Raw genomic sequence first — 22,934 nt, 5'->3', positions numbered from 1 at the left:
GTCAGTCTGTTGCCTCTCGGCTAGGCTACTTCCAATGACGAGTTCCTTGCCTAAACCGGAAGTGATTATCACTCACGAGAGCGACCTCGACGGGCTGGTGTCCGGCGTGCTTTTGCAGCGGTTGGCGCGGAAACTCTTCAACATTGACGTCCGCCTGGAGGCCTATAACTACCACAACTGGCGCCAGCGCGATCTGCGCGAGAAGTCCGCCTGGATCGCCGACATTACCTTTGAGCCGCGCATGGACAGGCCAAACTGGGCTATCATTGACCACCATGTCACCGAAATCCCCCCTAAGAACGCGGTGTTCATCCACAACCTGAAAAAGTCGGCCGGCCTCATCTGCTACGAACTCTGCCGGCAGGAGGGCCTCGGTTCCCCGGCGTTGGACCGGCTCGTGCACCTGAATAACGTCGGCGACTTGTTCCTCGAAGACGACCCCGACTTTATCCTGGCCAGCGACTACGCGAACCTGGTCAAAATTTACCAATTCTGGAACCTCCACGCCCTGATCGGCGGTCAGATCGAACAGCTCCTCAATAATCCCCTCCTCCGGGTTATGGAGGTCAAGCGCAACATCGAGGACCCGCTGGGCTTCGCGTGGGCGAGGGAGAACACAACGGAAATCTCCCCGCAGGTGGGTTTTGTGGACACAGTCATCGGCAACAACAACCTCATCGTCCACCAACTACTTGAGCAACAGGCGACACGCTACCCCGTCCTGCTGACCCTTTTCCGTCGGGCAAACGGAGTGGTGATCGCCAGCTTGCGCAGCCGCAATGGTGAGGCGCTGAAGATCGCCGAGAAGCTCCAGGGCGGTGGCCACGCCAACGCCAGCGGCGCAACCCTGCCCCGCTCGGTGAAGACGATTCCCGATGCAGTCAACTACCTCCGCCAGGTTCTCAATCCGAAAAGAGAAGAGCCCTTGAACAGTCTGGAGGACATCTTCGCCTCAATCGAACGCCCGCAGCCGTAGCGGGACAAAGGCGATTTCCCCTTCCCAGACACCTGCTCAAGCCACGCGGTGTACGGCGTCTTGTGCTGCCTGGATTAGTACTGCAAGAAATCCTGCAAATCACCCAGTGGTCGCTTAAAAGTGTCTCTGGCCGGAGCTGCGACCAGTGTTTGCGCCGTCTTGTCCACGCTGCCGGAGGTAAGAGCGACTGGCAAGCTGACTACGAAGAGCGCCGAGCCAACTATGGTCATGGCCAACGTGACCGGGCGTGCGACAGCTACATCAACAACCACCGACGTCGCGTCGGAGTCGTTCGAAGCGAAGCTGGGGGTAGTCGTACTAGCCAGCAAGGCCAGCACACAAAATGCGGTCGTGAATGGTCTCGTTTTCATATTGCTTGCACATTCGACGCGAACCAAGTGCTCCTTCGGTGAGAATTCCGCGCTTCAGGCCACGCACGGCATTGAGTCACAGAATTCTTAGTCCTGCTCACATTAAAGAGGTTATCCCACTGCCTGTTAGGGTCAAGCCTGGAACTGAAAGGCGTGAAGTCAAAGAACTGCATGCTCGACCTGCTATTTGAGCCCGCAGCCATCGTACAGAGGACTGAAACAGTGGTTTATCACAGACATTGCTCCCCAGCAAGAACCGGATGGGCTTCCCCAGTTTCCAAGCCGTGCACTGTCCATATTTTGGACAGTGATGCAGCCTTGTGCCTTCTCCAAGACCCACTGAATCCGCCACTCTTGGCTTGGCGATACGGTGGCGGCACGGTGGAGCTACGGTGTGTATCCCATGGGGAGCGCTCCCCATGGGATACACACCGTAGCCGGACCGCGTTAGCATGCCATCCGCAAGCCATCGCCAGCGTTTCTTCGTTGCCGCCGCTGGCACCCTTCCCTAACATCGCGCCCACCTATGACGCAGCCTCAAGCAACACGTGCCCTTTCAGGGAGCCGCAACGAAGGCCGATTGCCGAACCAACTGCGCCCAGTGCGTTTTCAGAACAACATCGCCCCCTATGCCGCGGGCTCGACGCTCATCGAATGGGGTAACACACGCGTTATATGCGGTGTGACGGTCGAGGAAACCGTACCGCGCTGGATGAAGGAGCAGGGCGTCACCGGCGGTTGGATCACGGCCGAGTACTCGATGCTCCCCTACTCCACACTGCAACGCAAACAGCGCGACATCACCAAGGGCAAGATTGACGGTCGTTCCCAGGAAATCCAGCGGCTGATTGGGCGGGCGATGCGCACGGCTATTGACTTGGAGAAAGTAGGCACACGCACGCTTTGGGTGGACTGCGATGTCTTGCAGGCCGACGGCGGTACCCGAACCGCGGCCATTACGGGCAGTTTTGTCGCGCTGGCGCTGGCGATGCGCAAGCTGGTGGCGGAGGGAAAGCTGGCGGAGGATCCGTTGCGGCGCGGAGTCGCGGCTGTAAGTGTCGGCATCGTCGAGCAGCAAGCCATGCTGGACCTTTGCTACACGGAAGATGTGGCGGCGTCGGTGGATCTGAACCTCGTGATGGATTCCGCGGGTGAGTTCATCGAGCTGCAAGGCACCGGCGAGGAGGCCACCTTCAGCGAGGCCCAGCTCGCGCAGATGCTTTCTCTAGGCAAGCTAGGCGTGCAGGAGTTGCTCGCGCTTCAGCAGGCCGCTTTGGCGCCCGAGTCCGGCTCGTGAAGTATTGGCACCTCATCTGGAGCAACCTGAAGCGCAAGAAGCTCCGCACGCTTCTGACGCTGCTTTCCATCGTGGTTGCGTTTATCCTGTTTGGATTTCTGTCGGCTATCAAGCAGGCGCTGGCCGGCGGCGTGACGCTTGCCGGGCAGAACCGGCTGGTAGTGCGGCACAAAGTTTCCATCATCCAGTCGCTCCCTGAGTCTTACAAGGCACGCATGGAACGTATCCCCGGCGTCGCTTTGGCAACGCATGAGTCCTGGTTTGGCGGGATTTACCAGGACCCCAAGAACTTCTTCCCGCAAATGCCCGTGGTGCCGCAGGAATTTCTGGAGATGTGCCCCGAGTTCATCCTCCCGCCGGAACAGAAGCAGGCTTGGGTGGAAACCCGCACCGGCGCCATTGTCGGCCGCAAAACCGCCGAGCGTTTCAATTGGAAGATCGGCGATAAGGTCCCCATCCAGTCCTCGATCTGGAGCAAGGCCGATGGCAGCCGGCTGTGGGAGTTTGATGTCGTCGGCATCTTCGATGGGAAAGACAAAACCACCGACACCACGCCGCTCTTCTTCCGATACGATTATTTTGATGAGTCGCGCGTGTGGAACAAGGGGCAAGTCGGATGGTACCTCGTCCAGGTGAAAAACCCGGACCAGGCGCCGGAGGTCGCCCGGCTGGTGGACCAGGAGTTCGAGAACTCGGCGTCGGAGACCAAGACCGAGCCAGAGGGTGCATTTCTGCAGGGATGGGCCAAACAGATCGGCGACATCACTCTTATTACCGCGAGCATTCTCAGCGCCGTGTTCTTCACCATTTTGCTGGTCTCCGCCAATACCATGAGCCAATCGGTGCGCGAGCGGACCGGCGAATTGGGAGCACTCAAGGCAATGGGCTTTACCAGCATGCGGGTGCTCTCGCTGGTGCTGGCGGAGTCCTGCGTGCTGGCGGCACTGGGCGGCGGTCTCGGGCTCGGGCTGGCCTGGCTGCTGATAGCGCGGGGCGATCCGACGGGCGGCATGCTCCCGTTGTTCTACTTTCCGACGGCTGATTTGCTGACCGGTGCGGGTGTAAGCATCGCCCTTGGTGTGGTTGCGGGTATCTTCCCCGCCTTGCAAGCGATGCGACTTCGCGTGGCGGACGCGCTAAGAAGGATGTGAGTCATCATGGCCGGACCTATCAACTGGCTCTCGCAGGTTGCCTCCGTCAGCAAGTTCGGCTTGTTGAGCATTCCTCAGCGGAGCGGGTCGGTGGCGGCGGCGGTATTCGGCATCGCCGGCGTCGTCGCGGTGTTGGCGGGTGTGCTTTCAATGGGCGTCGGCTTTCAGCGGGCAATGCTGGCCTCCGGTGCGGACGATGCGGCCATCGTGCTGCGCAGCGGAGCCGATAGCGAGATGGTCAGCGGGTTTCTGCGCGAAAGCACGCGCATAATCGCTGACGCGCCAGGCGTCGCCCGGACGCAGGAAGGCCCGCTGGCGTCCGCCGAACTATTCGTCATCATTGATCTTCCCAAACGCTCGACCGGCACAGACGCGAATGTCCCGATGCGTGGCGTCGAGCACGCAGCGCTTAAGGTGCGCGACAAGCTGACGATGGTGGAGGGGCGAACATTCGAGTGGGGCAAGAACGAGGTCATCGTCGGCGTGGGCGCCGCTAGCGAGTTTGCAGGGCTGGACTTGGGCAGCCAACTGCGTGTCGGGCAGCGCGATTGGCCGATTGTGGGCATCTTTTCCGCTGGTGGCGGCACGGCCGAATCCGAAATCTGGACGGATGCGAGCGTGCTGCAAGCTGCCTATAAGCGCGGGGATACCTTTCAGTCGGTGTATGTCAAGCTGGACTCTCCTGAGGCATTCCCGGAATTCAAGGACGCGCTGACCACTGACCCCCGCCTGAATGTGAAGGTGCTCCGCCAGGCGGAATATTACGCCGAGCAGTCCACCGCTGTGACACGGCTGATCAGATCGTTGGGCTACCTGATAGCGTTCCTGATGGCCATCGGGGCTGTATTTGGGGCACTTAACACAATGTACAGCTCGGTTTCAGCGCGAACGCGGGAAATCGCGACCTTGCGCGCGCTGGGTTTTGGCAGCGGGGCGGTGGTCGTGTCAGTCATGATTGAATCGCTGGCGCTGGCATTGATCGGCGGGGCCACAGGAGCGCTGCTGGCGTATGTGGTTTTTAATGGCCTGCACACATCCACGATGAACTGGAACAGTTTCAGCCAGGTGACCTTTGCCTTCGCGGTAACGTTCGATCTGGTGGTGCAAGGAATTGTGTGGGCGGCGGTCATCGGTCTGGTGGGTGGTCTGTTTCCAGCGATCCGTGGCGCCCGCCTGCCTATCGCCGCCGCGCTGCGCGAGTTGTAGTCAATCGCCTATTGCCTGGCCGGCGCCGGCGAATTCGTCGAACGGGCGGCTTCGACGCCAGCAGCCTGCTGCGTCTGGCTGGCATTCAATTCCTCAAAGTGCTTGAGCCCAATCACCAGGGCAACCGCAGCCAGGACCAGAATCGCAATGGTTACGGCGGTCCAGACGATCACTCGGCGCGGCACCACTGGCTCTTCTGGCGGGGCGGACAGACGCAACTCGGTTTGCTTCCGACAGCGCGGACATTGGGCTGTCGCGCCGATCATCTCGGCGGGGAACTCGATGGGGCCGCCGCATTCGGTGCAGGTGCCTTTCAAGCGCTTGGTCCGATTCATTGTGTTGCGCGAGAATACCTTAACGCGCTGCTAACGTCACGCCATCCCAATCACTTTTCGCTTGGCGCAGGCCGGGAATACCGGAATGATTGCCCGCCAATGAACTACCTTCGCCGCAAATTCGAAGGCTCGCCGGAATACGCGCGCGTCGCTCCGTTCGTGATCTTCGTAGTGCTGACAGCCTTGCAAGGTCAGTTCGGCGAGGGTTCACGCTACTGGCTTTACTTAGTCAAGACGCTGGTCGGCGTCTGGCTCATCTGGGAGATGCGGCCTTTTGTGGTGGAAATGCGCTGGAAGTTCAGTTGGGAGGCAGTGGTGGTAGGCGTGGCGGTTTTCGCCGTGTGGGTGGGGCTGGATGGTCTATACCCGCGGATGAGCGAATTGGGGGACGGTTGGAACCCGCATCAGCAGTATGGACAAGCCTCCGCCGCAGCATGGCTCTACGTGGTGGTACGCATTGTGGGCTCCTCCATCGTCGTGCCACCGCTCGAGGAGGTCTTCTACCGCTCCTTCTTGTATCGGATGTTGGTGAAGACGGATTTTCGGGCTATGCCCTTCAACCGGTTTCACGGCCTGTCGTTCGTGGTAACGTCGGCCATCTTTGGGGTGATGCACCCGGACCGTTGGCTCGCAGGGGTATTGTGCGGCCTGGCGTATCAGTGGCTGGTCATCCGCAAGAATCGGCTGGGCGATGCGATGACCGCTCATGCGCTGACAAACTTCCTCCTCGGACTTTGGGTAGTCTGGAAGGGGGCGTGGAACTTCTGGTGACTGTATTCACCCGAATCAGCCAGTGCTGCCGTGCCTGATCTTCGAAGATGAGCACTTGCTGGTGGTAAACAAACCCGCCGGCCTCAATACCCACGCGCCAAGTCCCTACGCGGGAGAAGGTCTCTACGACTGGCTGCGAAACCGAGAAGTGCGCTGGGGGACCCTGGCCATCATCCATCGGCTAGACAAGGAAACCTCCGGCGTTATCGTCTTTTCGAAAACACCCTTGGCCAACCGATCGCTAACTGCGCAGTTCAGCACGCGCAGGGTGCGCAAGAGATACCTGTTGCTGACGGATCGGCCGGTTGGCTGGAAGGAGCTCGTCGTCCGGAGCGCCCTGGCTCGTTCTGGCGAAAGGTATGTAGGACGGCCCTTGGCTGGAGCCGGCGCGCCGGCGGAAACCCAATTTAGGAAAGCCACCGCGCCGAAGGCCGAAGACGCGATTGCGCCTGCTTGCCAGATGATTGAGGCTGTGCCGTTGACAGGCCGGACACACCAGATCCGGGTGCATGCAGCGGAAAACGGGTTCCCGGTACTGGGAGATACTTTGTACAACGGCACAGCGGCTCCCCGGGTCTATCTGCATGCAGTAGAATTGAGGCTGCGGCATTCTTCCACTGGGGAGGAGATGACTTTTCGCGCGCAGATTGCGCTTGCTGGTCAATATCATCCGCAAGTAGTTGCCGGGAGCGGGTTGTGGAGAACGGATCCCCTGCCCTGTCTGGCGCTGCGCCACGCGCTCATTGATCCAGGGGAGACTAATGCGTATCGCGTCATTCATGGCGCAAGCGACGGTCAGCCGGGCTTTTACGTGGAGCGGCTGGGGGATTTCCTGTTATCTCAAAGTGAGCAGCCACTAACCGAGAAACAGAGTGAGCAACTGCAGCTGCTGGCAAAGGCATTCCCGGCGCGCGGTGCTTACCACAAACTTCTTACGCGCCAGGTGGGCCGCGCAATTCGCGGCAAAGTTTCTCCTCAACACGTGCTGGGAGACGTGGCTCCAGCACTATTCACAATTCGCGAGAACGGCCTGCAATTCGAGGTTAGCTTTGACGAAGGCTATTCCGCGGGCCTGTTCCTCGACCAACGCGACAACCGTCGGCGCATCCTCACGCGCCTTATCACTCCGGGCTTCGCTATGCCTCCCTTGTCACTCGGCGACGGGCAGCGGGAAGTCCTCAACACCTTCGCCTACACTTGCGGCTTTTCTGTGTGCGCAGCGAAGGCTGGGGCACGGACCACCAGCATTGACCTCTCCAATCATTACCTGGAGTGGGGCAAGCGCAACTTTGAACTAAACCAGCTCGTTCCCGGACAGCACGAGTTTTTGCATGGCGATGTCCTGGATTGGCTGCGGCGGCTGGCAAAGAAGAACCGGCGCTTCGACCTGGTCCTGCTTGATCCGCCCACGTTTTCGCAGTCCAAGGCGTCCGGGGTCTTCCGAGCAGAGAAAGATTATGGGCGACTGCTATCAGCGGCGCTGCCACTGGTCAGAGCCGGAGGGATTCTGTTTGCCTCCACGAACGCCGCGAATTGGCCGCCCGAAGAGTTCCTGGCGACTGTGGAGCACGCCATCGGCGCCGCAGGCCGGACAATCCTACAGCGCCACTTCTTTCCGCAGCCGCCGGACTTCCCCATCTCGAAAGCCGAACCGGCTTACCTTAAGACGGTCTGGCTGCGGTTGGAGTAGTGCAAGGCCGAACGCCGGTTCCAAACGGAACCCTACTCGCTTCGCAGCAACTCCAGCGTCCAGGGGGCGAGTTGGCGCCTGTGAACTATGTGCCAGAATTGCCGACGGGTCATGGCTTCCTGGCACGCTCGTAAGAGCGAGTGATCAGACTGCCCTGAGGTGCCACCCTCGATCTGCGCAGCCGCAGCAGCGCGAATCCTCCGACTGCAATGACGACAGCCAGCGTTGCGAACCAAAGCAAGTTGCGGGAGATGAAGCCTATTACTGGCGTGGCGGTCGCAGTTTGGGCCGGAGAAGTCGAATGCCGCACGGTGGGAGCCACGACGGACGCGGACCGCGCTGGCATTGAGGTGGCTACGGTGGCGGAGGCGCCGGTCGCAGACCGCTCTGTCAAAGCCACGGAAGGAGGTAAAGCCGGTGTGGTCTTGGCAACAGCAGAGGGTTGGGGCGCGTCAGCCCCTGCAGGCTTTGTTTCCGCAGCGGGAGATGTGGTCGCAGGAGCCACCTCTGGCGGCATCGGCTTGGCTTGATTCTGCGTGGGGGCCTTTACGATCTCCACGTTGGGATCAACGAGCGGCGCGGGAATCGGCGCGGGCTTTGACGACGACTGTGTCGAAACCAGGCTTGGCACAGCCTGCGCCGTGGCTTGTCCTACCGCTTGGGTCGCCGGCGCTGATTGCGTAGGCGGCTCAATCGTCGGGAGCTGATTGGTTGGGCCCGCGGCTGTGGCGGCCGCAGGTGTGTTGGTCTTGATGCTTGGCGGGTCTTGCCTGCTCGCCGGAGGGCTTACGGGTGGAGACTCTTTCTTAATGACGAGCGGCGGTGGAACGTTGCTGTCGCGAGCCGTCCGCTGCAGCGCTTCTTGAAGTTGGCCCTGAGTGACTTGGGCCGTCTGCATCTCCGGCGGTGCGGCGGGGATCTGGAGCGGCCAGGGCGGCGTGTTGACGACGCAGTCCACAAACCGGCCGTCCTGCGCTCGCAGTACGGTGACAAATGGCATCCGCGCCTTCCGCTGCTGATCATACCACTCGCGGTAACGCTGAGCGATTTGCTGGTCGTACGGCGTCCCGCGAACCGTCTCATCGCCGCTCGAGATCAGAATTACTGTCAGGCGTGGAGAGTTCTCCACGACGTGAGTCAGGGCGGTGCGGACTTTGTCGAAGCTCGGTTGTTTCTCATATTTCTGTGCCTTCAGGAACGCTACGATCCGCTCCGCGATGGCCCGGCGGTCGTCCGGTGACCACGTTTGCAGCGGGAATCTCCCAGCATGGAGAGCCTCATTGAACGTCCAAAGCCCCAGCGAATCGCCATGCCGGAGTTGCCCGTTGAGACCGGAAGTCACCAGTTCCTCTACGACCTTAACCATAGCCTTGCTGCGCCGTTGCATGGGGTTGGAGGTGTCCACAATCAACAAGCATCGGTTGGGGGCTGCGCCTTTGGCGGTGTTGGTTTGGGCTGCAAGGCAGATGGGGGCCAGTCCCGCGATAAGCAGCAGCCCGCCCAGCAGCCAGTAACTCAGCCGAAGACCACTACCACTCCAAGGGCAGCGCCCCTTGGTCCTGTCGCTATTCTGATCTTGGTTGCGCGCTCGATCCATATGCTTCGCTGAAATTTATGCGCAAGCATACATGCAGGGCCGCCGCTTGGCGATGAGAAAACCAACTTTGGCTTGCCCGTTGCGCCGATCATCTCTAAGATTATGCTCTACGGTCCCGCAAACTACATCTGTAGCGCTTGAGGAAATGCCGGGCAGCACTTCGTGTCGGTTGGTCATGAAGCTGCGGCCGGCAGCACGCCTTCAACGCAGTTGCATGGGCGTTGACCTCAGCCGCCAGGCTCCCACCCAGTCCGAACCGCTATGAACTATTGGGGCATAGCCACCTGCGGTTTGCTCGGATTGGCGATCGTGCTCGTGGTAATCCCGTTGATCCTGCGCGCGGCGCACACCAGAAACCTGTTCCGCCGGCGGTATGACCTGCATCATACCCATCAGAAGCCCATCCCGCGTGTGGGTGGTCTGGCGTTGGCGGCGGCGTTAATCGGCGTCACAACGGTCGTCGTTGTGTTTTGGCCGGAACACAAGGGGCACGCTGACTGGCTAACAGTGCTGGCGACTTCCCTGGCCATGTTTGGAATTGGATTCTGGGATGATCTCAAGCCCTTAGGGGCCCGACGAAAACTGGCGGGCCAGATCTTGATCGCCTTGAGCGTTTGTGCCCTGGGGATCGGGATAACTCACCTGAAGATCCCGTTTACGGAGAGGGTCATCCCGTTGGGCGGGTGGGGGGTGTTCATCACGGTGGCATGGCTGGTGGGAATGACCAACCTGATCAACCTGATTGATGGTGTGGACGGCCTGGCGGGAGGAATATGCCTGATGTTGATGGGCTTGCTGGCGTACGTCGCTCACGCGAGCGGAGGTTTTGATCTTATGGCGGCGGGCATGGCCGGGGCTTTGGTCGGTTTCCTCTACTTCAACTTCCCCCCCGCGCGGATTTACCTGGGTGATGGCGGCGCTTACCTTCTGGGCTTCCAGATCGGTTTGTTCGCCATCCTCAGTTCGCATAAAGGAACGGTTTTCGCCGCGCTGGCGGCGCCATTGTTCGTCCTGGCCCTGCCCATTGTGGACACCGCCCTGGCCATTATGCGGCGCGGGTTGCGCGGGCTGCCGATCTTCCGTCCTGACCGCAAGCATCTGCACCATCATCTGCTCGGCATGGGAATGTCGCGGCGGAGAGTGGTGCTGTCATTGTACGGGATCAGCCTGATTTTCCTGGTGATGGGTTTTACCGCCTACTGGTCTCGCGGAAACCTGGTCCCCGTGCTGCTGGGTGCGGGAGTCCTGATCCTGCTCCTGCTCGCTGGCAAACTGCGTTTTAGCCGCAACTGGTTTGCCGTAGGTCATGTGGTGGGCACTTCGCTGGAGATGCGGCAGGAGATTCAATACGCCCTGACCTTGATGCGCTGGCTGGCCATGGAAGGAAGCCGGCGCAACTCCGTGGAAGATCTCTGGGCGGACCTGGTCTTTGCTGTCCAAAGGCTTGGCTATAGCTCGGTCAGGCTGACCTTGGCCGATGGACAGCGTGTCTGGCAGCAGGCGGATGACTGCCCCTCCACCCTTGCAGTTGTTCACAAACTGCAAGGCGGACGCCTCGGAATTCTTGAACTCAAAGCCCCTTATTGCGATGTCAGACCAGACCCCAGCAAGCGGCAGCAAGAGTGCGGAAGAGCATGCTGCCCCTGTGTTGCTGACAGGAAAGTGTTTGAAATAGTCACCGACTTGTTGGCGGAAGGGTGGGTCAGAGGAATCGGCCACCCCAAGGAAGCGGATCACGCTCCCCTCAGATTCGACACCAAATTGGCCGCACCAATCAACCGCACGCAAAGTGAGGCTTCAAGTCTTTCGGCTCCCGTTACCCTGCCCGGGATTGCCCGCAAGCACCCACCCTCTCACCGGGAGACAATCTGACAAACTTGCATCCAGTAGCCCCCCCCCCAATCATTGCCCACTCAAGGTGAGCCTTTCGCCAACACTTCGTGGTTAGACGCCATCTCTCTTAAACCCAAAGCCCGGTAAGCCTGGGCCAGGGCCGCATGCGTGGCGCGCTTTGACGACAGTGAAGGCAGGGCATACTCCAGGTCGGCGATGGCCTCCTGGGGCCGTCCCGACCGCGCAAGAATCTGTCCGCGTGTGTCGCGAAAGCTGGGATTATCAGGATACTTTTCCAGGACAGATTCGATAATTGCCAACGCTTGCGGCAGGTCTGGTTTATCTCCGACCAGGAGAATCATCGCCAGGTTGTTGGCCACGTAAGGAAGATGCGGAGCGGCATCGTACGCAAGCGCAAGCTGCTGCCGGGCTTCCGCCAGCCGGCCGTGCTGCCATGCATCAACCCCCAAAGCAAAATGGAGAATTGCCGTGGCCTTGCCCTGCGCCAACATGCTCGTGAGCATGTCCCGTGCGGTCGCGGCCTCCGGTCCCTGCAAATGCGTGAGGCTAATGAGATGGCGGAGCAGGGTTTCGTTCTGCGGGGCGCACTCCAGACCGCGCTGGATGAGGGTTATGCGCGAGGTCAAATCCTGCGGGTTGCGCCTGGCCATGACATCCACCCAAATGGCACACACTTCTCCCATCGGTGACAGATACGCCTTGTTCTGAAACTGCCGCCAGCCCTCCTCCAGCACCAAGAGAGCCGCCGAATAGTCTTCGGCCATCGCCAAGGCATCCGCCCACGCAAGGCGGCTTGCCGGCAAGTCTAGTTTCGACGCCTCAACCTTCTCCCGGTGGTACCTCGCCGCCCGTTCGGCCCAACTGCGCGCGGCCAGGTTGTCCCCCTGGGCCTTGAACACCGCGGCCAGCAGTAATGCCGTATCCGGCTTTGTGGACACAACCTCGCTCAAGTGTTTCTCCGCCAGTTCCCACCGTCCGCGCCGGACATACACCCGCCCCAATAGATCGTTCGCGGCGATTGACTGAGGATCGAGCTGCACGACGTGCTTGAGGTGGCGCTCGGCCGCGCCAATTTCCTGCATCGTCACATTGGTCTTTGCCAACAACGTCTGCGCCACGAAGAGGTGCGCCGGCAGGTAGCCTGGTTTATCTATGGGGGCGATGTTGCTCAGCAGCGACACGGCGTCTTTATCCTTGCCCAGGCCGCCCAGGGCCAAAGCCAGGTCAAAGAGGTGCTTTTGCCGGGGCTCAACGCCCAGCGCCAGGAGCCTCTGGGTAGCGACTCGGGCGGTCTCGAAGTCCTTGTGAGCCAGCGCCGCGGCAGCGATGTTGGCGTAACGCGTTCGTGTCTCCCAAGGTTTCCAGGCGAGCAGGCAGATCCCGACGACCAGCCAGGTTACGCAACCAAGCAAGGCTGGCATGCCCCAGCCCAGCAGTCTGGAATCCCGGGTCCGGCGCCAGCGTGCAAAAGAACGAGCAAATGTCATGTGTCGCGCCGCATTTGCCGACTCAGCTGCTGCCAGAGCAGGACACGCGCCTCCTCAAAAAGCTGCCGCACTTGTTCCCGCTCGGGCGGGAGCAGTGGATTGAAGCCCGTGGACAGCACCTGTACTTGGTAGGTGACCGTGCTGTTAAGCTCTCCCAGTCTTATCCGTCGCAGGAGACTATCCTTGAAACTCGGCTTGAACCCCGGCCCGGGCAGCCACCGGCCACGCTCATCCACGACACTGTACCAGAGGGCGGCGTGCAGACCTACGTTGTTCCGCATCCGGACCTCCGCCAGCGCGGGGCAAGCGTTCGTCCCCCGCCTGTCAAGGGCACGCCGCTCCAGCAAGTCCCAGCCGCGAAGAGTGTAGCACAGCGTCACGTCGTGGTACCCTTGGAACGGATAGTCGAGTGCCAGCGATGCCAGCGTATCCCCCTTGCGGTAATGCCAGACCTGCGAATACACCCCCAGCGTCTCGACCTTCTGGAGTGGCGGCACTTCCGTGGTCAGCCGCCTCCAGGCGCCAATCTGGTCGGGCATCGCGAACCTTGCGCCGGCCATCAGGGCCGGCTTGGACCGGGCCAGTTGTGCACCCGGGTGCTGGTGATGCACCCAGATCAATGCCAGGTCCACCACGCCCACCAATGCAAACGCGCACCCCGCCACGCGCGCCCAGGCGGGAGCAAGTCCCGCCACGAACGCTTGTGGCGGAGGGCCTCCCACTGCCACCCCAGTGGTGGGCTGTTTCGATCGCGGCCTGGCTGGGCTGAACAAGTACCACAGCAACTGGTCCATGCTGAGGATCATCACAAGGTAGCTTGCGAACAGAACCAAGCCGATCGCCTCGTGGGCTGCCCCGGTAAGGATGTTGATGCCGTAACGATATTTCAGCCACGCTCCCAGCGTGATGCGGGCCAGGTTCCCCAGCAACACGAACGCAAGCGCATTGGCCAGGCCAACGAGAATATGGATCCAGGGCCGCCGCCGCCACATACCGTAGAACAGCGCACAGGCCAAGGTTATCAGCACAGAGTTAATGCCGCTGCAGGCCTCGTCCACCAGCAACTGCTGCCGAGGCAACTCGATCACGTTGCCGCTCAGAGCATGCGTGACCCCCAGCATGTCCAGCATGGTGCTGCTCCATTTGACCGCCAGCACGCGAATCTGCTGGATCAAGCGGGCATCTCCGGAGAGGGGCAGAGGGACGATGGTCAACAGCAGCACCAGCGCCGGCAGCATCGCCGTCAGAAGCCGCCTCCCGCCCTGCCACCAGATTACCCCGACGAGACCCGTCCAGGCCGCCGAGGTAACCAGCCACGGCGACCAATACCCCGAGGCAACCACCAGGAGGATGAACGACGCCCCCAGCAGCAACCCGGTTACCCGGCGAGTTCCTGCAACGAGTGGACGGGGCACCTCTTTCAGCCTATCCCAAGCCAAAAAAGCCGCTGCCATCAATGCTAGCGGGAAGAACCGATAATGCGGTCTGCCCCACAAGTTGATAAAGAACAGCGCCAGCAGCGGAGCATAGCCCAGTGCGAACCAGAGGCTGTAACCGCCCGCCAGCCTTGGCGCAACAACACTTGGGAGCTGGCGCTCTTGATTGGCGCTATCCACGGTGGATTGGTCAGCCGTCCGCATGGCATTACTTGTTCGCATACTAGCCAAACAAGCCCTTGCTTGCCAGCTCTGTATTGGCTGAGCTATTTCCTGTCCATGCCGCAGAATCCAGCTACGGCGATGCAACGGTGCCAATCCGGCGGGACTACGGTGTGGTTCCCATGGGGGTCGGCCCCCATGGGAACCACACCGGGTTCTAACGGGCTTCACAGCGTTGTCGCACCGGGAGGGAGGTTCGGTTCATGAATGGGGGATTCTGTTAATGTACTGTGGTAGCAGTGCGCGTATATGCAGTTTCACGTGCTTTTCCCCGTCAACAGCGGCCGAAATGGCGCTTGCCGTAGGGCGGGTAATGAACGACAGTCCTCCGCATGAGAATAAAGCTCTCGGTCCTCCTGGCCATTGCGTCCTTGCTGCTGCCTGCTCCGAGCAGTATGGCCGCAGAAAGTAGCGACGCTGCCGACGAACTCAAGGCGCTGGTGACGAAAATCCAAACCAAACTACGGGACGGCAAGGAAACCGAGGCCGCCCTGGCCCCGGAACTTCAGGAGTTCGACGCGCTGCTGACGAAGCACAAAGGCGAGAAGACCGACGATGTGGCGCAGATCCTGTTCATGAAAGCCATGCTGTATGAGCAGGTTCTTAAGAACCCCGCCAAGGCCAATGCGTTGATGGAGCAGCTGCAAAAGGACTTTCCCGATACGGGACCCGCCAAGCAGGCGAAGCAAGAGGCGGAGGCCGGCAAGGCGCGGGCGGCGCTCATCGAGGGGGCAAAGTTCCCCGACTTCAACGAAAAGGACCTGGAGGGCAAGCCGCTCTCAGTCGCGAATTACAAGGGCAAGGTGGTGCTCTTAGACTTCTGGGCCACTTGGTGCGGGCCGTGCGTTCGGGAGTTGCCGAATGTTATCAAGACCTACGAGGCGCACCACAAGGATGGCTTCGAGATCGTCGGCATCAGCCTGGACCGGGACCGGGATCGGGAGAAACTCGTCAGTTTCCTCAAAGACAAGAAGATGACTTGGCCGCAGTATTTCGACGGTAAAGGGTGGCAGAATAAGCTGGCTGCCAAGTATGGCGTGCAGAGCATTCCGGCAACCTACCTGCTTGACCGCCAGGGAATCATAATCGCCAAAGACCTGCGAGGCGAAGAGCTGGAGCAGGCTGTGTCCAAGGCCCTGGCAAAGAAATAGGCCGTGAGGTCCGGACTTCCGTGCCAACCCGGTACTGCTCCTGACCGCATTCCCAATCAGAATTTGCGCGCGAGCGGGCCCTCACACCGCAGTATGCCAACGGCAAGTCGGTGGCGTGAAGACGGCAGGGATTCGGGTGTCAGACTACCTTACCTTTTCGCCGCTTCGTAGTACTTGGCCACTTCGGTCCAGTTGACGACGTTCCAGAACGCTTTCAGGTAGTCTGCCCGTCGGTTCTGGTATTTAAGGTAATAAGCGTGTTCCCAGACGTCGCAGCCGAGGACCGGTCTGCCTTCCGAACCGGCAATGCCCTTGCCCATGAGGGGGTTATCCTGATTGGCGGTGGACACAACTTCCAATTTGCCGTGGTTGACGACCAGCCAAGCCCAACCGCTGCCGAAGCGCCCCATCCCGGCCGCCTCAAACTTCTCCTTAAAGGCGTCGAAGCTGCCGAAGGCGGCCTGGATGTCATCGGCGAGCTTGCCGCCGGGGGCGCCACCAGCTTTTGGGGCCAGCAGCTTCCAGAACATGGAATGGTTGGCGTGGCCGCCGCCATTATTCCGCACCGCCCCGCGGATGTCCGCGGGCACCGCTTCAAGGTTGCGAACGAGGTCCTCTACCGACAGGCGCTCAAGATCCGGTTTTCCGGCCAGGGCCTTGTTGACATTGGCCACATATGCGGCGTGATGTTTGCCGTGGTGAATTTCCATCGTTTGCGCATCAATGTAGGGTTCGAGCGCGTCTTTAGGATATGGAAGTGCAGGTAGTTCGTATGCCATAGTATATGCGATGTCGTTGTTGTTGCGTGTTTAACCTAAGCCCTTCAACTTCTTGGGTAACGTAACCATCACAACATAGCACGTCTGTGCCAGAGTCAAGCGGCGTCACGGCTAATTCGAGAATCGGGATGCGAAGCGCGGAGGCGGCCTATTTGGCGGCCAGGTCGGCGAAGTTCTGGAGCAGCCGAAGGCCCACTTTCTGGCTCTTCTCGGGGTGAAACTGCGTGGCGTACAGGTTGTCCCGCCAGACCGAGGAAGCGAAGGTCTCGCCGTAGGTAGTGCGGGTGGCGACGACGCCGCTGTCGGCGGGCTTTGGGAAGAAGCTATGCACGAAGTAGACGTAACTGCCGCTGCGGATTCCACGGTAGAGGGGGCAATCGGGTCTAACGACGTCCAGTTGGTTCCAGCCGATCTGAGGGACCTTGAGGCCATTCTTCCCCGCAAAGCGGACCACCTTGCCCTGAAAGATGCCCATCCCGGCGGCGCAACTGTTGAACTCCTCGCTCCGTTCGAACAGGGCCTGGTAGCCCACGCAGATGCCCAGAAAGGGGCGGCCCGACCGGATGAACTGCCGCGAGGCCTCCAGCAGTGCCTGCTTTTGGAGGGCCTGGATGCAATCGTCGAAGGCGCCGACGCCGGGCAAGACCACGGCGCGCGCGTCAGCCAGTTCCTCGGGCCGCCGGGCGATGCGGACGGCTGCGCCCACCTTGAGCAGAGCCTTGTGGACACTGCGCAGGTTGCCGGAGCCGTAGTCAATCAGAGCAATCACCGGCGGAGAATAGTGCGGGGCGATGGCTTAGGCAAGCGACGGGGATGGGCGGCGCTCGGAGGCGGAAGTGGTCCTTCTGGCTTCGTTTTTGGCTTAACGGGGGGCTGCGGAGTTGGTAGTCTGAGCGCCTATGAAGGTCCTGATTGGCAGCCTGACAGCCCGGGTCCAACGGCTGTCACCCCTCACTGTTGGCGGCATCGGGTTGGGCTATATGCTGGGTGTTTGTCTGGCCGATTATGCCACACCTGTTGGCACCACCTTTGCCTTGTTCTATCTGCTGGGGGTTAGTTTCATGGCTTGGGGAGCCGGCCGGGGGCCAGGGATACTAGCCGCAGTCGTGGCTAGCGGGCTGGGCTCGGCTGTGGAATGGGTGGTGGTCCGCCCAACCCTGGGTACCTCGATGCTGCTTTGGAATGGGTTTAGCCGGCTCGTGCTTTACCTGGCGATCGCGTGGCTGGTGGCGGAGGTAACGCAGCTCACGAGGCACCTGGAAAGGGTGGTGGAGGAACGGACGGCGCAGTGGAAGACGGAGGCGGAGAAGCATCGGGCCACATCGGCCCGGCTTACGGAGATAATCGAGCGTTTCGAACAGGTCATCAACAACATTGCGGAGGTCTTCTGGCTGACAGACATACCCAAGGACCGGATGATCTACATCAGCCCGGGCTACGAGCGGATCTGGGGCAGAAAGTGCGCAGATCTCTATCGCGAGCCCAGGGCCTGGCTGGCGGCGGTGCACCCCGCAGACCGCGCTGAAGTACTCCGCCGCGCTCAAACCGAACAGGCGAGCGGCACCTACGACGTCGAGTACCGCATTCTGCGACCGGATGGAAGTGTGCGCTGGATCCGGGACCGCGGCTTCCCGGTGCGCAACCAGCAAGGGGAGGTCTATCGCGTCGCCGGAATCGCCGACGACATCACCGAGCGGAAGAAGACCCGGGAAACGCTTCAAACGCAGGCAACCATCCTGGAGAACATGGCTGAGGGAGTGCTGGTCACTGACGAAATGGGCGTAATACAGCAGATGAACCCGGCGGCTGAACGAATCTGGGGTTACCAGCGCAACGAAATGGTTGGACGACCAGTCAGCATGCTCAGCACGTTCCCCGCGCCTGAGGCAACTGCGAACATGCGGAAGGTGTTGGTGGCTTTGCAGACCACCGGAACATGGCGGAGAACATTTAACAACCGGCGCAAAGACGGCAAGATCATCACTTGCGAGGCGCACATCAGCCGGGTGGAAATGCAGGGCCGAGTGAGCTACATCGCCGTCGAGCAGGATGTGACCGACCGGCAGAGGGCGGAAGCCGCCCTGCGGCAAAGTGAAGACAACCTGTGGGCGTTCATGGCTGCTCTGCCGACCCCCGCCTGTTTGCTGGACCAAACAGGCAAGATCATCGTCGCCAACCGCACCATGGGCAGCCGCTTGGGCGTTCCCGAGGATGAGCTCCCGGGCAAGGACATGTTCCGCCTGCTGCCGGGCAACGTCAATGCCGAGCGGAAAGCGGTGTTTGAGGAGAACCTTCACACCCGCAGACCGATCCAATTCGAGGATGAGCGTGCAGGCCATCACTACTTCAACCTCACCAGCCCTGTTTTCGACGGGGCCGGAAATGTCAGCCGCGTGGCGGTCATTGCTTTCGATATCACTGAGCGCAAGCGCACGGAGTTGATGAAGGAAGCGCTGCTGTCGTTGGGCGGCAAGCTAAGCGCTGCGCGAAGCTCCGTCGAGGTGGCCCGTGCTGTTTATGCCGCGGCCGACCAGCTCTGGCAATGGGATAGCGCCACGCTCAGCCTCTATTCCCCGGATTCGGACCGGGCGGAGCCCGTGCTGTTCTGCGACGTCGTGGAGGGAAAGCGTTGCGAAGTCGTTCCCTCGCTCCCGGCCGGCGCCCCCACTGCCAGAATGCGCCGCATCATGAGCCAGGGGGGGGAGTTGATGCTCCACCAGGCAGGCGACCCGCCACCTGTGGATGTATTCCGATTCGGAGACCTCTCACGTGTTTCCGCTTCGGTCATGTGCGTCCCCCTGCACCGTGACGATCAGCCTGTCGGAATGCTCTCCATCCAGAGCTACGCGGCCAATGCCTATACGCCGGACGACCTGCTCACGCTTCAGGCCCTGGCTGACTACTGCGGCGGCGCGCTGGAGCGCATCCGCGCCGAGAAGGCGCGCCAAAAGAGCGAGGAGCTGAACCGCACCATACTGGACACGACAATGGACGGCTTTCATGCCGTCGAGGTCTCTCCTGATCGCCTCGGGGTGATCTCCGACGTCAACGAAGCATATTCTCGCATGACCGGCTACAGTCGCGAGGAATTGCTCCAGCTGCGCATTTTCGACCTCGAAGCCAAGGAAAGCCCGGAGGAAACGGCGCGGCACCTGGCACGAATCGTCAGTATGCGCGGCGACAGCTTTGAGACTCGTCTCCGCCGCAAAGACGGCCGCGAAATACAGGTGGAGATCAGCGCTTCCTCCTTGGCTGTCGACGATCCGCGGGTATTCGGCTTTGTCCGGGACATCACCGAACGCAAGCGCGCCGATCGGGCCAAAGAGGCGCTGCTCTCGCTGGGGGCCAGGCTCAACGAGACGGAAGACCCTCGGGCGGCAGCCAGGGCTGTCCTTGCCGCCGCCGACCAACTCTGGAAGTGGGACGCCGCCGTGCTCCAAGTGTACTCCCCAGAGCGTGACTGCCTCGACTCCGTGCTGCTCGTTGATCTGGTGGACGGCGAGCGACGCGAGGTACCCCCGCCCTACCCCGACAGCCCGCCACCGCCCATCATGCGCCGGATCATGCAAAACGGTCCGGAGTTGATTCTGCGCACTGCCGCCGACATGCAAGGAAACGAGTTCGTGGCCTTCGGCGACATGGAGCGCCTGTCCGCTTCCCTGATGTACGTTCCCCTGCGCCGCGAGGGGCGAACCGTCGGTGTGCTCTCGATCCAGAGCTACGCGCACAATGCCTACACCCCGGATGACCTGCAGACACTCCAGGCGCTGACCGATTATTGCGGCGGCGCTTTGGAACGCCTTCGCGCCACGGCGCTGCTGCGCGACGCGAATGACACGCTGGAACGCCGCATCCAGGAACGCACCGCCGAATTGCAGACGGCCAACGCGGCGCTCCGGCAGGCGCACGACCAACTCGAACAACGCGTAAATGAGCGGACAGCAGAACTGCAGGCTGCCAACAAGGCGCTGGCCGAAAGCGAGGAACGTTACCGCTCGCTGGTCAACAACCTCAACGTGGGAGTGTACCGCAACACCCCAGGTTCCCGGGGCAAGTTTCTTCAAGTCAATCCGGCGCTGGCCAAAATGCAGGGTTATGACTCGGTGGAGGAGTTCCAGAAACTCAACGTGGCCGACACCTATCAGGACCCTGGAGAGCGACTAAAGCTCGTGGCGCGTCTGATGCGCGAGGGCGCGGTTGCGGATTATGAGGTTCGGCTCAAGAAAAAGGACGGCACGCATATGCATGCCTCGGTAAGTGCCACTGTCCACCGAGGTGCCGACGGGGCAGTAGACTGGATTGACGGGGTGCTGGAGGACATTACGGACCGCAAGCTTGCCCGGGAGGCGCTGCAGGCCAGCGAAGAGCGCTACCGGGCCCTGGCCGAATCATCCCCGGACGTCATCTTCATTTTGGACCGGGACCATAGGGTGAGGTATGCCAACGCTGCCGCGGCGGGTTTGTGGAATTGCCAACCGGCGAATCTGATCGGACAGCCGTTGCGCGAACTGCACCCCTCCAAGGTGGGGCTTGGCCACGCTCAGGCTGTGGAAGGCGTGTTTACAACGGGTCAGCCCGCTCACCGGGAAGTCCTCGATAGCTATCCGGCTGGGAAACGATGGATTGCCATACACTTGGTGCCGTTGTTTGGCGACGACCAGATAGTCGGTTCAGTCATGGGGGTCTGTCGCGACGTTACCGACAGGAAGAACGCAGAACAGCAACTGATTGATGCTCTGGACCTGAATGAGAGGATGCTCGCCGCGGCTACCATGGGGATCGGGGCTTACAAGGCCTCCGGCGAGTGCATTTTTGTCAATGAGGCTCTGGCCAAAGCCGTGGGAGGCACCGTCCGCGAATTGCTTCAGGACAATTTCCGAGGCATGGAAGGTTGGAAGAAGACAGGGCTATTATCCCTGGCCGAGGCCGCACTAAACCACCCACAACCCCAGTCACGCGAGGTCCACGGTCTCACTCACTACGGCAAGTGCGCCTGGCTGGATTGCCACCTGACGCGTTTTGTGAGCGGCGGCCAACCCCACCTCCTGGTTATGGTCCAGGACATCACTGAGCGCAGGCGGACCGAGGAGGCGCTGCGGTTGGCCGAAAGCCGGCAGGAGGCCATTCTCGACAACATTCCGGACCCAGCCTGGCTGAAGGACTCAAAGGGCCTTTATCTGGCATGTAATGAGGCCTTCGCCCGATTCTATGGGCAGCGGATCGAAACGGTGACAGGCAAAACGATCGGTGAGTTTGCCCCGCAGGAGGCCGACCGCGCGGCGCGTGAAGACGCAAAAGTAAGGCGCACGCGCAAGACCCTAAGGTCCGAGATGTCGTTCATTGGCGCCGAAGGCCAGGTTCAGTGGTTTGAGAGCATCAAGGCTCCAATCTTCAACCAACATGACAAGATCATCGGCACAGTGGGCATCGCGCGAGACATTACAGAACGCAAACGGACAGAGATTTTACTCCGGGCGCAACGCGATCTCGGTGTCAGCTTCAGCCTGACCACCGATCTAACCGTGGCTCTAGAAAAGCTGATCGAGCTTGCCATACAAATTGGCGGACTGGATTCCGGCGCCGTTTACCTGCTCAATTCTGCCACGGGCGGGATGGACGTAGCAGTCCATCGCGGCAGATCGCCGGACTTCGTCAAGGCCGTTTCGCATTGGGCGTCCGACAGCCCACAGATGCGGCTGATACGCCGCGGCAAGCCAATCTTCACCCTTTATCGTGACTTGCCCATTGACCACGACACTGCCCGCACCCGCGAGGGGCTGCAAGCCATAGCCCTCGTTCCACTTTGCCACGAGAAGACGGCTCTCGGCGCGCTCGCGGTATCCTCAAACGTGAACGACAATATCCCACTCCAGACCCGGATTGTCATCGAAGCTATAGCGGCACAGGCCGCCGGCGCCATCGCGCGCATTCAAGCTGAGAACGAGCGTTCCCGGCTGGAACGGCAGGTTCTCGATATCAGCGACCGCCAACAGGCGCACATCGGGCAGGACATTCACGACGGCCTATGCCAGCAGTTGGTGGGCGTGGCGTTTGACGCGACCTTGCTGCATCGTGAACTGTCCCGCTATCGCCACCCCCAGGCCAAAACGGCGCGGCGCATCATCAATTACCTGGACCAGGCAATTACTGAGTCCCGACAACTGTCCCGCGGCTTGTTCCCGGTGAGGTTGGAATCCGAGGGCTTGCCGCCGGCTTTGAGAGAGCTGGCCAAAGCTACCTGTCGCCGCTTCAAAGTGCGGTGCCGTTTTTCCTGCCAAGGCGACGGTGCCGTGGGTGATACCGTTATGGCCACGCACCTCTACCGGATTGCGCAGGAGGCCGTCGCCAACGCCATTAAGCACAGCCATGCTCGCAGCATATTCATTCGCCTCCGCACCTGTGCCGATAGGATAGAGTTGGCCATCGAGGATAACGGATCGGGCCTTGCTTCCGCCGCGCGGGCCAAGGCCATGGGCATGGGATTGCACATGATGGCCTACCGCGCCCGCAGCATCGGCGGCACTCTTCGGCTCAGCCGTGGCCGGCGGGGGGGGACGTTAGTTTCTTGTTGCGTGCCCCGCCACCGCAGCTAGACAATCGCCTTATGCGCA

Annotated in this window: 16 protein-coding genes; 9 read left to right on the top strand and 7 right to left on the bottom strand. The window is 60.9% G+C overall.

Annotated features, from left to right (window positions below; translation table 11 throughout):
* Window positions 1–34: 34 nt before the first annotated feature.
* The gene (locus P5205_12980) at window positions 35–976 is read left to right on the top strand and encodes a DHHA1 domain-containing protein (GenBank protein HSA11275.1); all 942 of its coding nucleotides are present in this window, start codon (window positions 35–37) and stop codon (window positions 974–976) included.
* A gap of 74 nt (window positions 977–1,050) precedes the next feature.
* Here P5205_12980 and P5205_12975 read toward each other — a convergent pair whose 3' ends face one another.
* Entirely contained in the window at window positions 1,051–1,347 is a 297-nt protein-coding gene (locus P5205_12975; protein HSA11274.1) for a hypothetical protein, read from the bottom strand.
* A gap of 526 nt (window positions 1,348–1,873) precedes the next feature.
* Here P5205_12975 and rph point away from each other — a divergent pair.
* From rph to P5205_12960, 3 genes are read left to right on the top strand one after another with little or no spacing between them, the layout of a single operon-like run.
* Entirely contained in the window at window positions 1,874–2,644 is a 771-nt protein-coding gene (gene rph / locus P5205_12970; protein HSA11273.1) for a ribonuclease PH, read from the top strand.
* Entirely contained in the window at window positions 2,641–3,795 is a 1,155-nt protein-coding gene (locus P5205_12965; GenBank protein ID HSA11272.1) for an FtsX-like permease family protein, read from the top strand. The genes rph and P5205_12965 overlap by 4 nt, the downstream gene beginning before the upstream one ends.
* A 6-nt stretch (window positions 3,796–3,801) precedes the next feature.
* Window positions 3,802–5,001: an ABC transporter permease gene (locus P5205_12960; protein HSA11271.1), complete on the top strand. Its 1,200-nt coding sequence runs from the start codon at window positions 3,802–3,804 to the stop codon at window positions 4,999–5,001.
* An 8-nt stretch (window positions 5,002–5,009) separates the two neighbouring features.
* Here P5205_12960 and P5205_12955 read toward each other — a convergent pair whose 3' ends face one another.
* Window positions 5,010–5,336: a hypothetical protein gene (locus P5205_12955; protein HSA11270.1), complete on the bottom strand. Its 327-nt coding sequence runs from the start codon at window positions 5,334–5,336 to the stop codon at window positions 5,010–5,012.
* Between the two features lie 99 nt (window positions 5,337–5,435).
* On the opposite strand from P5205_12955, the gene P5205_12950 reads away from it, so the two are divergent.
* Together P5205_12950 and P5205_12945 are read left to right on the top strand one after the other, a co-directional pair.
* On the top strand, window positions 5,436–6,107 hold the full coding sequence (locus P5205_12950) for a CAAX prenyl protease-related protein (protein HSA11269.1): 672 nt from the start codon (window positions 5,436–5,438) through the stop codon (window positions 6,105–6,107).
* A 22-nt stretch (window positions 6,108–6,129) separates the two neighbouring features.
* A complete protein-coding gene (locus P5205_12945; protein ID HSA11268.1) occupies window positions 6,130–7,797 on the top strand; it encodes a pseudouridine synthase in 1,668 nt (555 codons plus the stop codon).
* A 109-nt stretch (window positions 7,798–7,906) separates the two neighbouring features.
* On the opposite strand, the gene P5205_12940 is transcribed toward P5205_12945, so the two are convergent.
* Window positions 7,907–9,394 carry a hypothetical protein gene (locus P5205_12940; GenBank protein HSA11267.1) on the bottom strand — a complete coding sequence of 496 codons (1,488 nt, stop codon included), beginning with the start codon at window positions 9,392–9,394 and terminating at the stop codon, window positions 7,907–7,909.
* Between the two features lie 261 nt (window positions 9,395–9,655).
* Between P5205_12940 and P5205_12935 the strand changes: the two genes are divergently transcribed.
* Window positions 9,656–11,266 carry an MraY family glycosyltransferase gene (locus P5205_12935; protein HSA11266.1) on the top strand — a complete coding sequence of 537 codons (1,611 nt, stop codon included), beginning with the start codon at window positions 9,656–9,658 and terminating at the stop codon, window positions 11,264–11,266.
* A 41-nt stretch (window positions 11,267–11,307) separates the two neighbouring features.
* Here P5205_12935 and P5205_12930 read toward each other — a convergent pair whose 3' ends face one another.
* Both P5205_12930 and xrtU read right to left on the bottom strand, forming a co-directional pair.
* Window positions 11,308–12,669: a tetratricopeptide repeat protein gene (locus P5205_12930; GenBank protein HSA11265.1), complete on the bottom strand. Its 1,362-nt coding sequence runs from the start codon at window positions 12,667–12,669 to the stop codon at window positions 11,308–11,310.
* Window positions 12,670–12,731: 62 nt separating this feature from the next.
* The gene (xrtU, locus tag P5205_12925) at window positions 12,732–14,393 is read right to left on the bottom strand and encodes an exosortase U (GenBank protein ID HSA11264.1); all 1,662 of its coding nucleotides are present in this window, start codon (window positions 14,391–14,393) and stop codon (window positions 12,732–12,734) included.
* A 332-nt stretch (window positions 14,394–14,725) separates the two neighbouring features.
* Here xrtU and P5205_12920 point away from each other — a divergent pair, with 332 nt between their 5' ends.
* Entirely contained in the window at window positions 14,726–15,544 is an 819-nt protein-coding gene (locus tag P5205_12920; protein HSA11263.1) for a TlpA disulfide reductase family protein, read from the top strand.
* A gap of 149 nt (window positions 15,545–15,693) precedes the next feature.
* Here the strand turns inward: P5205_12920 and P5205_12915 are convergent, their stop codons facing one another.
* Window positions 15,694–16,323, bottom strand: a complete 630-nt coding sequence (locus P5205_12915; protein HSA11262.1) for a superoxide dismutase — start codon at window positions 16,321–16,323, stop codon at window positions 15,694–15,696.
* A gap of 148 nt (window positions 16,324–16,471) precedes the next feature.
* The gene (hisH, locus tag P5205_12910) at window positions 16,472–17,092 is read right to left on the bottom strand and encodes an imidazole glycerol phosphate synthase subunit HisH (protein ID HSA11261.1); all 621 of its coding nucleotides are present in this window, start codon (window positions 17,090–17,092) and stop codon (window positions 16,472–16,474) included.
* A 130-nt stretch (window positions 17,093–17,222) separates the two neighbouring features.
* Here hisH and P5205_12905 point away from each other — a divergent pair, with 130 nt between their 5' ends.
* Entirely contained in the window at window positions 17,223–22,916 is a 5,694-nt protein-coding gene (locus P5205_12905) for a PAS domain S-box protein (protein ID HSA11260.1), read from the top strand.
* The last annotated feature ends 18 nt before the right edge of the window (window positions 22,917–22,934 follow it).

It is taken from the genome of Candidatus Paceibacterota bacterium, from assembly GCA_035452965.1.
GTDB lineage: Bacteria > Verrucomicrobiota > Verrucomicrobiia > Limisphaerales > UBA8199 > UBA8199.
Note: the sequence above shows the minus strand (reverse complement) of the source record. Positions and strands in the feature narration are given on the sequence as shown.

Bases quoted from the DNA above. Each gene is read 5' to 3' on its own strand.
- P5205_12980 (HSA11275.1), top strand. From the start codon at position 35: ATGACGAGTTCCTTGCCTAAACCGGAAGTGATTATCACTCACGAGAGC.
- P5205_12975 (HSA11274.1), bottom strand. From the start codon at position 1,347: ATGAAAACGAGACCATTCACGACCGCATTTTGTGTGCTGGCCTTGCTG.
- rph (HSA11273.1), top strand. From the start codon at position 1,874: ATGACGCAGCCTCAAGCAACACGTGCCCTTTCAGGGAGCCGCAACGAA.
- P5205_12960 (HSA11271.1), top strand. From the start codon at position 3,802: ATGGCCGGACCTATCAACTGGCTCTCGCAGGTTGCCTCCGTCAGCAAG.
- P5205_12955 (HSA11270.1), bottom strand. From the start codon at position 5,336: ATGAATCGGACCAAGCGCTTGAAAGGCACCTGCACCGAATGCGGCGGC.
- P5205_12950 (HSA11269.1), top strand. From the start codon at position 5,436: ATGAACTACCTTCGCCGCAAATTCGAAGGCTCGCCGGAATACGCGCGC.
- P5205_12940 (HSA11267.1), bottom strand. From the start codon at position 9,394: ATGGATCGAGCGCGCAACCAAGATCAGAATAGCGACAGGACCAAGGGG.
- P5205_12935 (HSA11266.1), top strand. From the start codon at position 9,656: ATGAACTATTGGGGCATAGCCACCTGCGGTTTGCTCGGATTGGCGATC.
- P5205_12930 (HSA11265.1), bottom strand. From the start codon at position 12,669: ATGCCAGCCTTGCTTGGTTGCGTAACCTGGCTGGTCGTCGGGATCTGC.
- xrtU (HSA11264.1), bottom strand. From the start codon at position 14,393: ATGCGAACAAGTAATGCCATGCGGACGGCTGACCAATCCACCGTGGAT.
- P5205_12920 (HSA11263.1), top strand. From the start codon at position 14,726: ATGAGAATAAAGCTCTCGGTCCTCCTGGCCATTGCGTCCTTGCTGCTG.
- P5205_12915 (HSA11262.1), bottom strand. From the start codon at position 16,323: ATGGCATACGAACTACCTGCACTTCCATATCCTAAAGACGCGCTCGAA.
- P5205_12905 (HSA11260.1), top strand. From the start codon at position 17,223: ATGAAGGTCCTGATTGGCAGCCTGACAGCCCGGGTCCAACGGCTGTCA.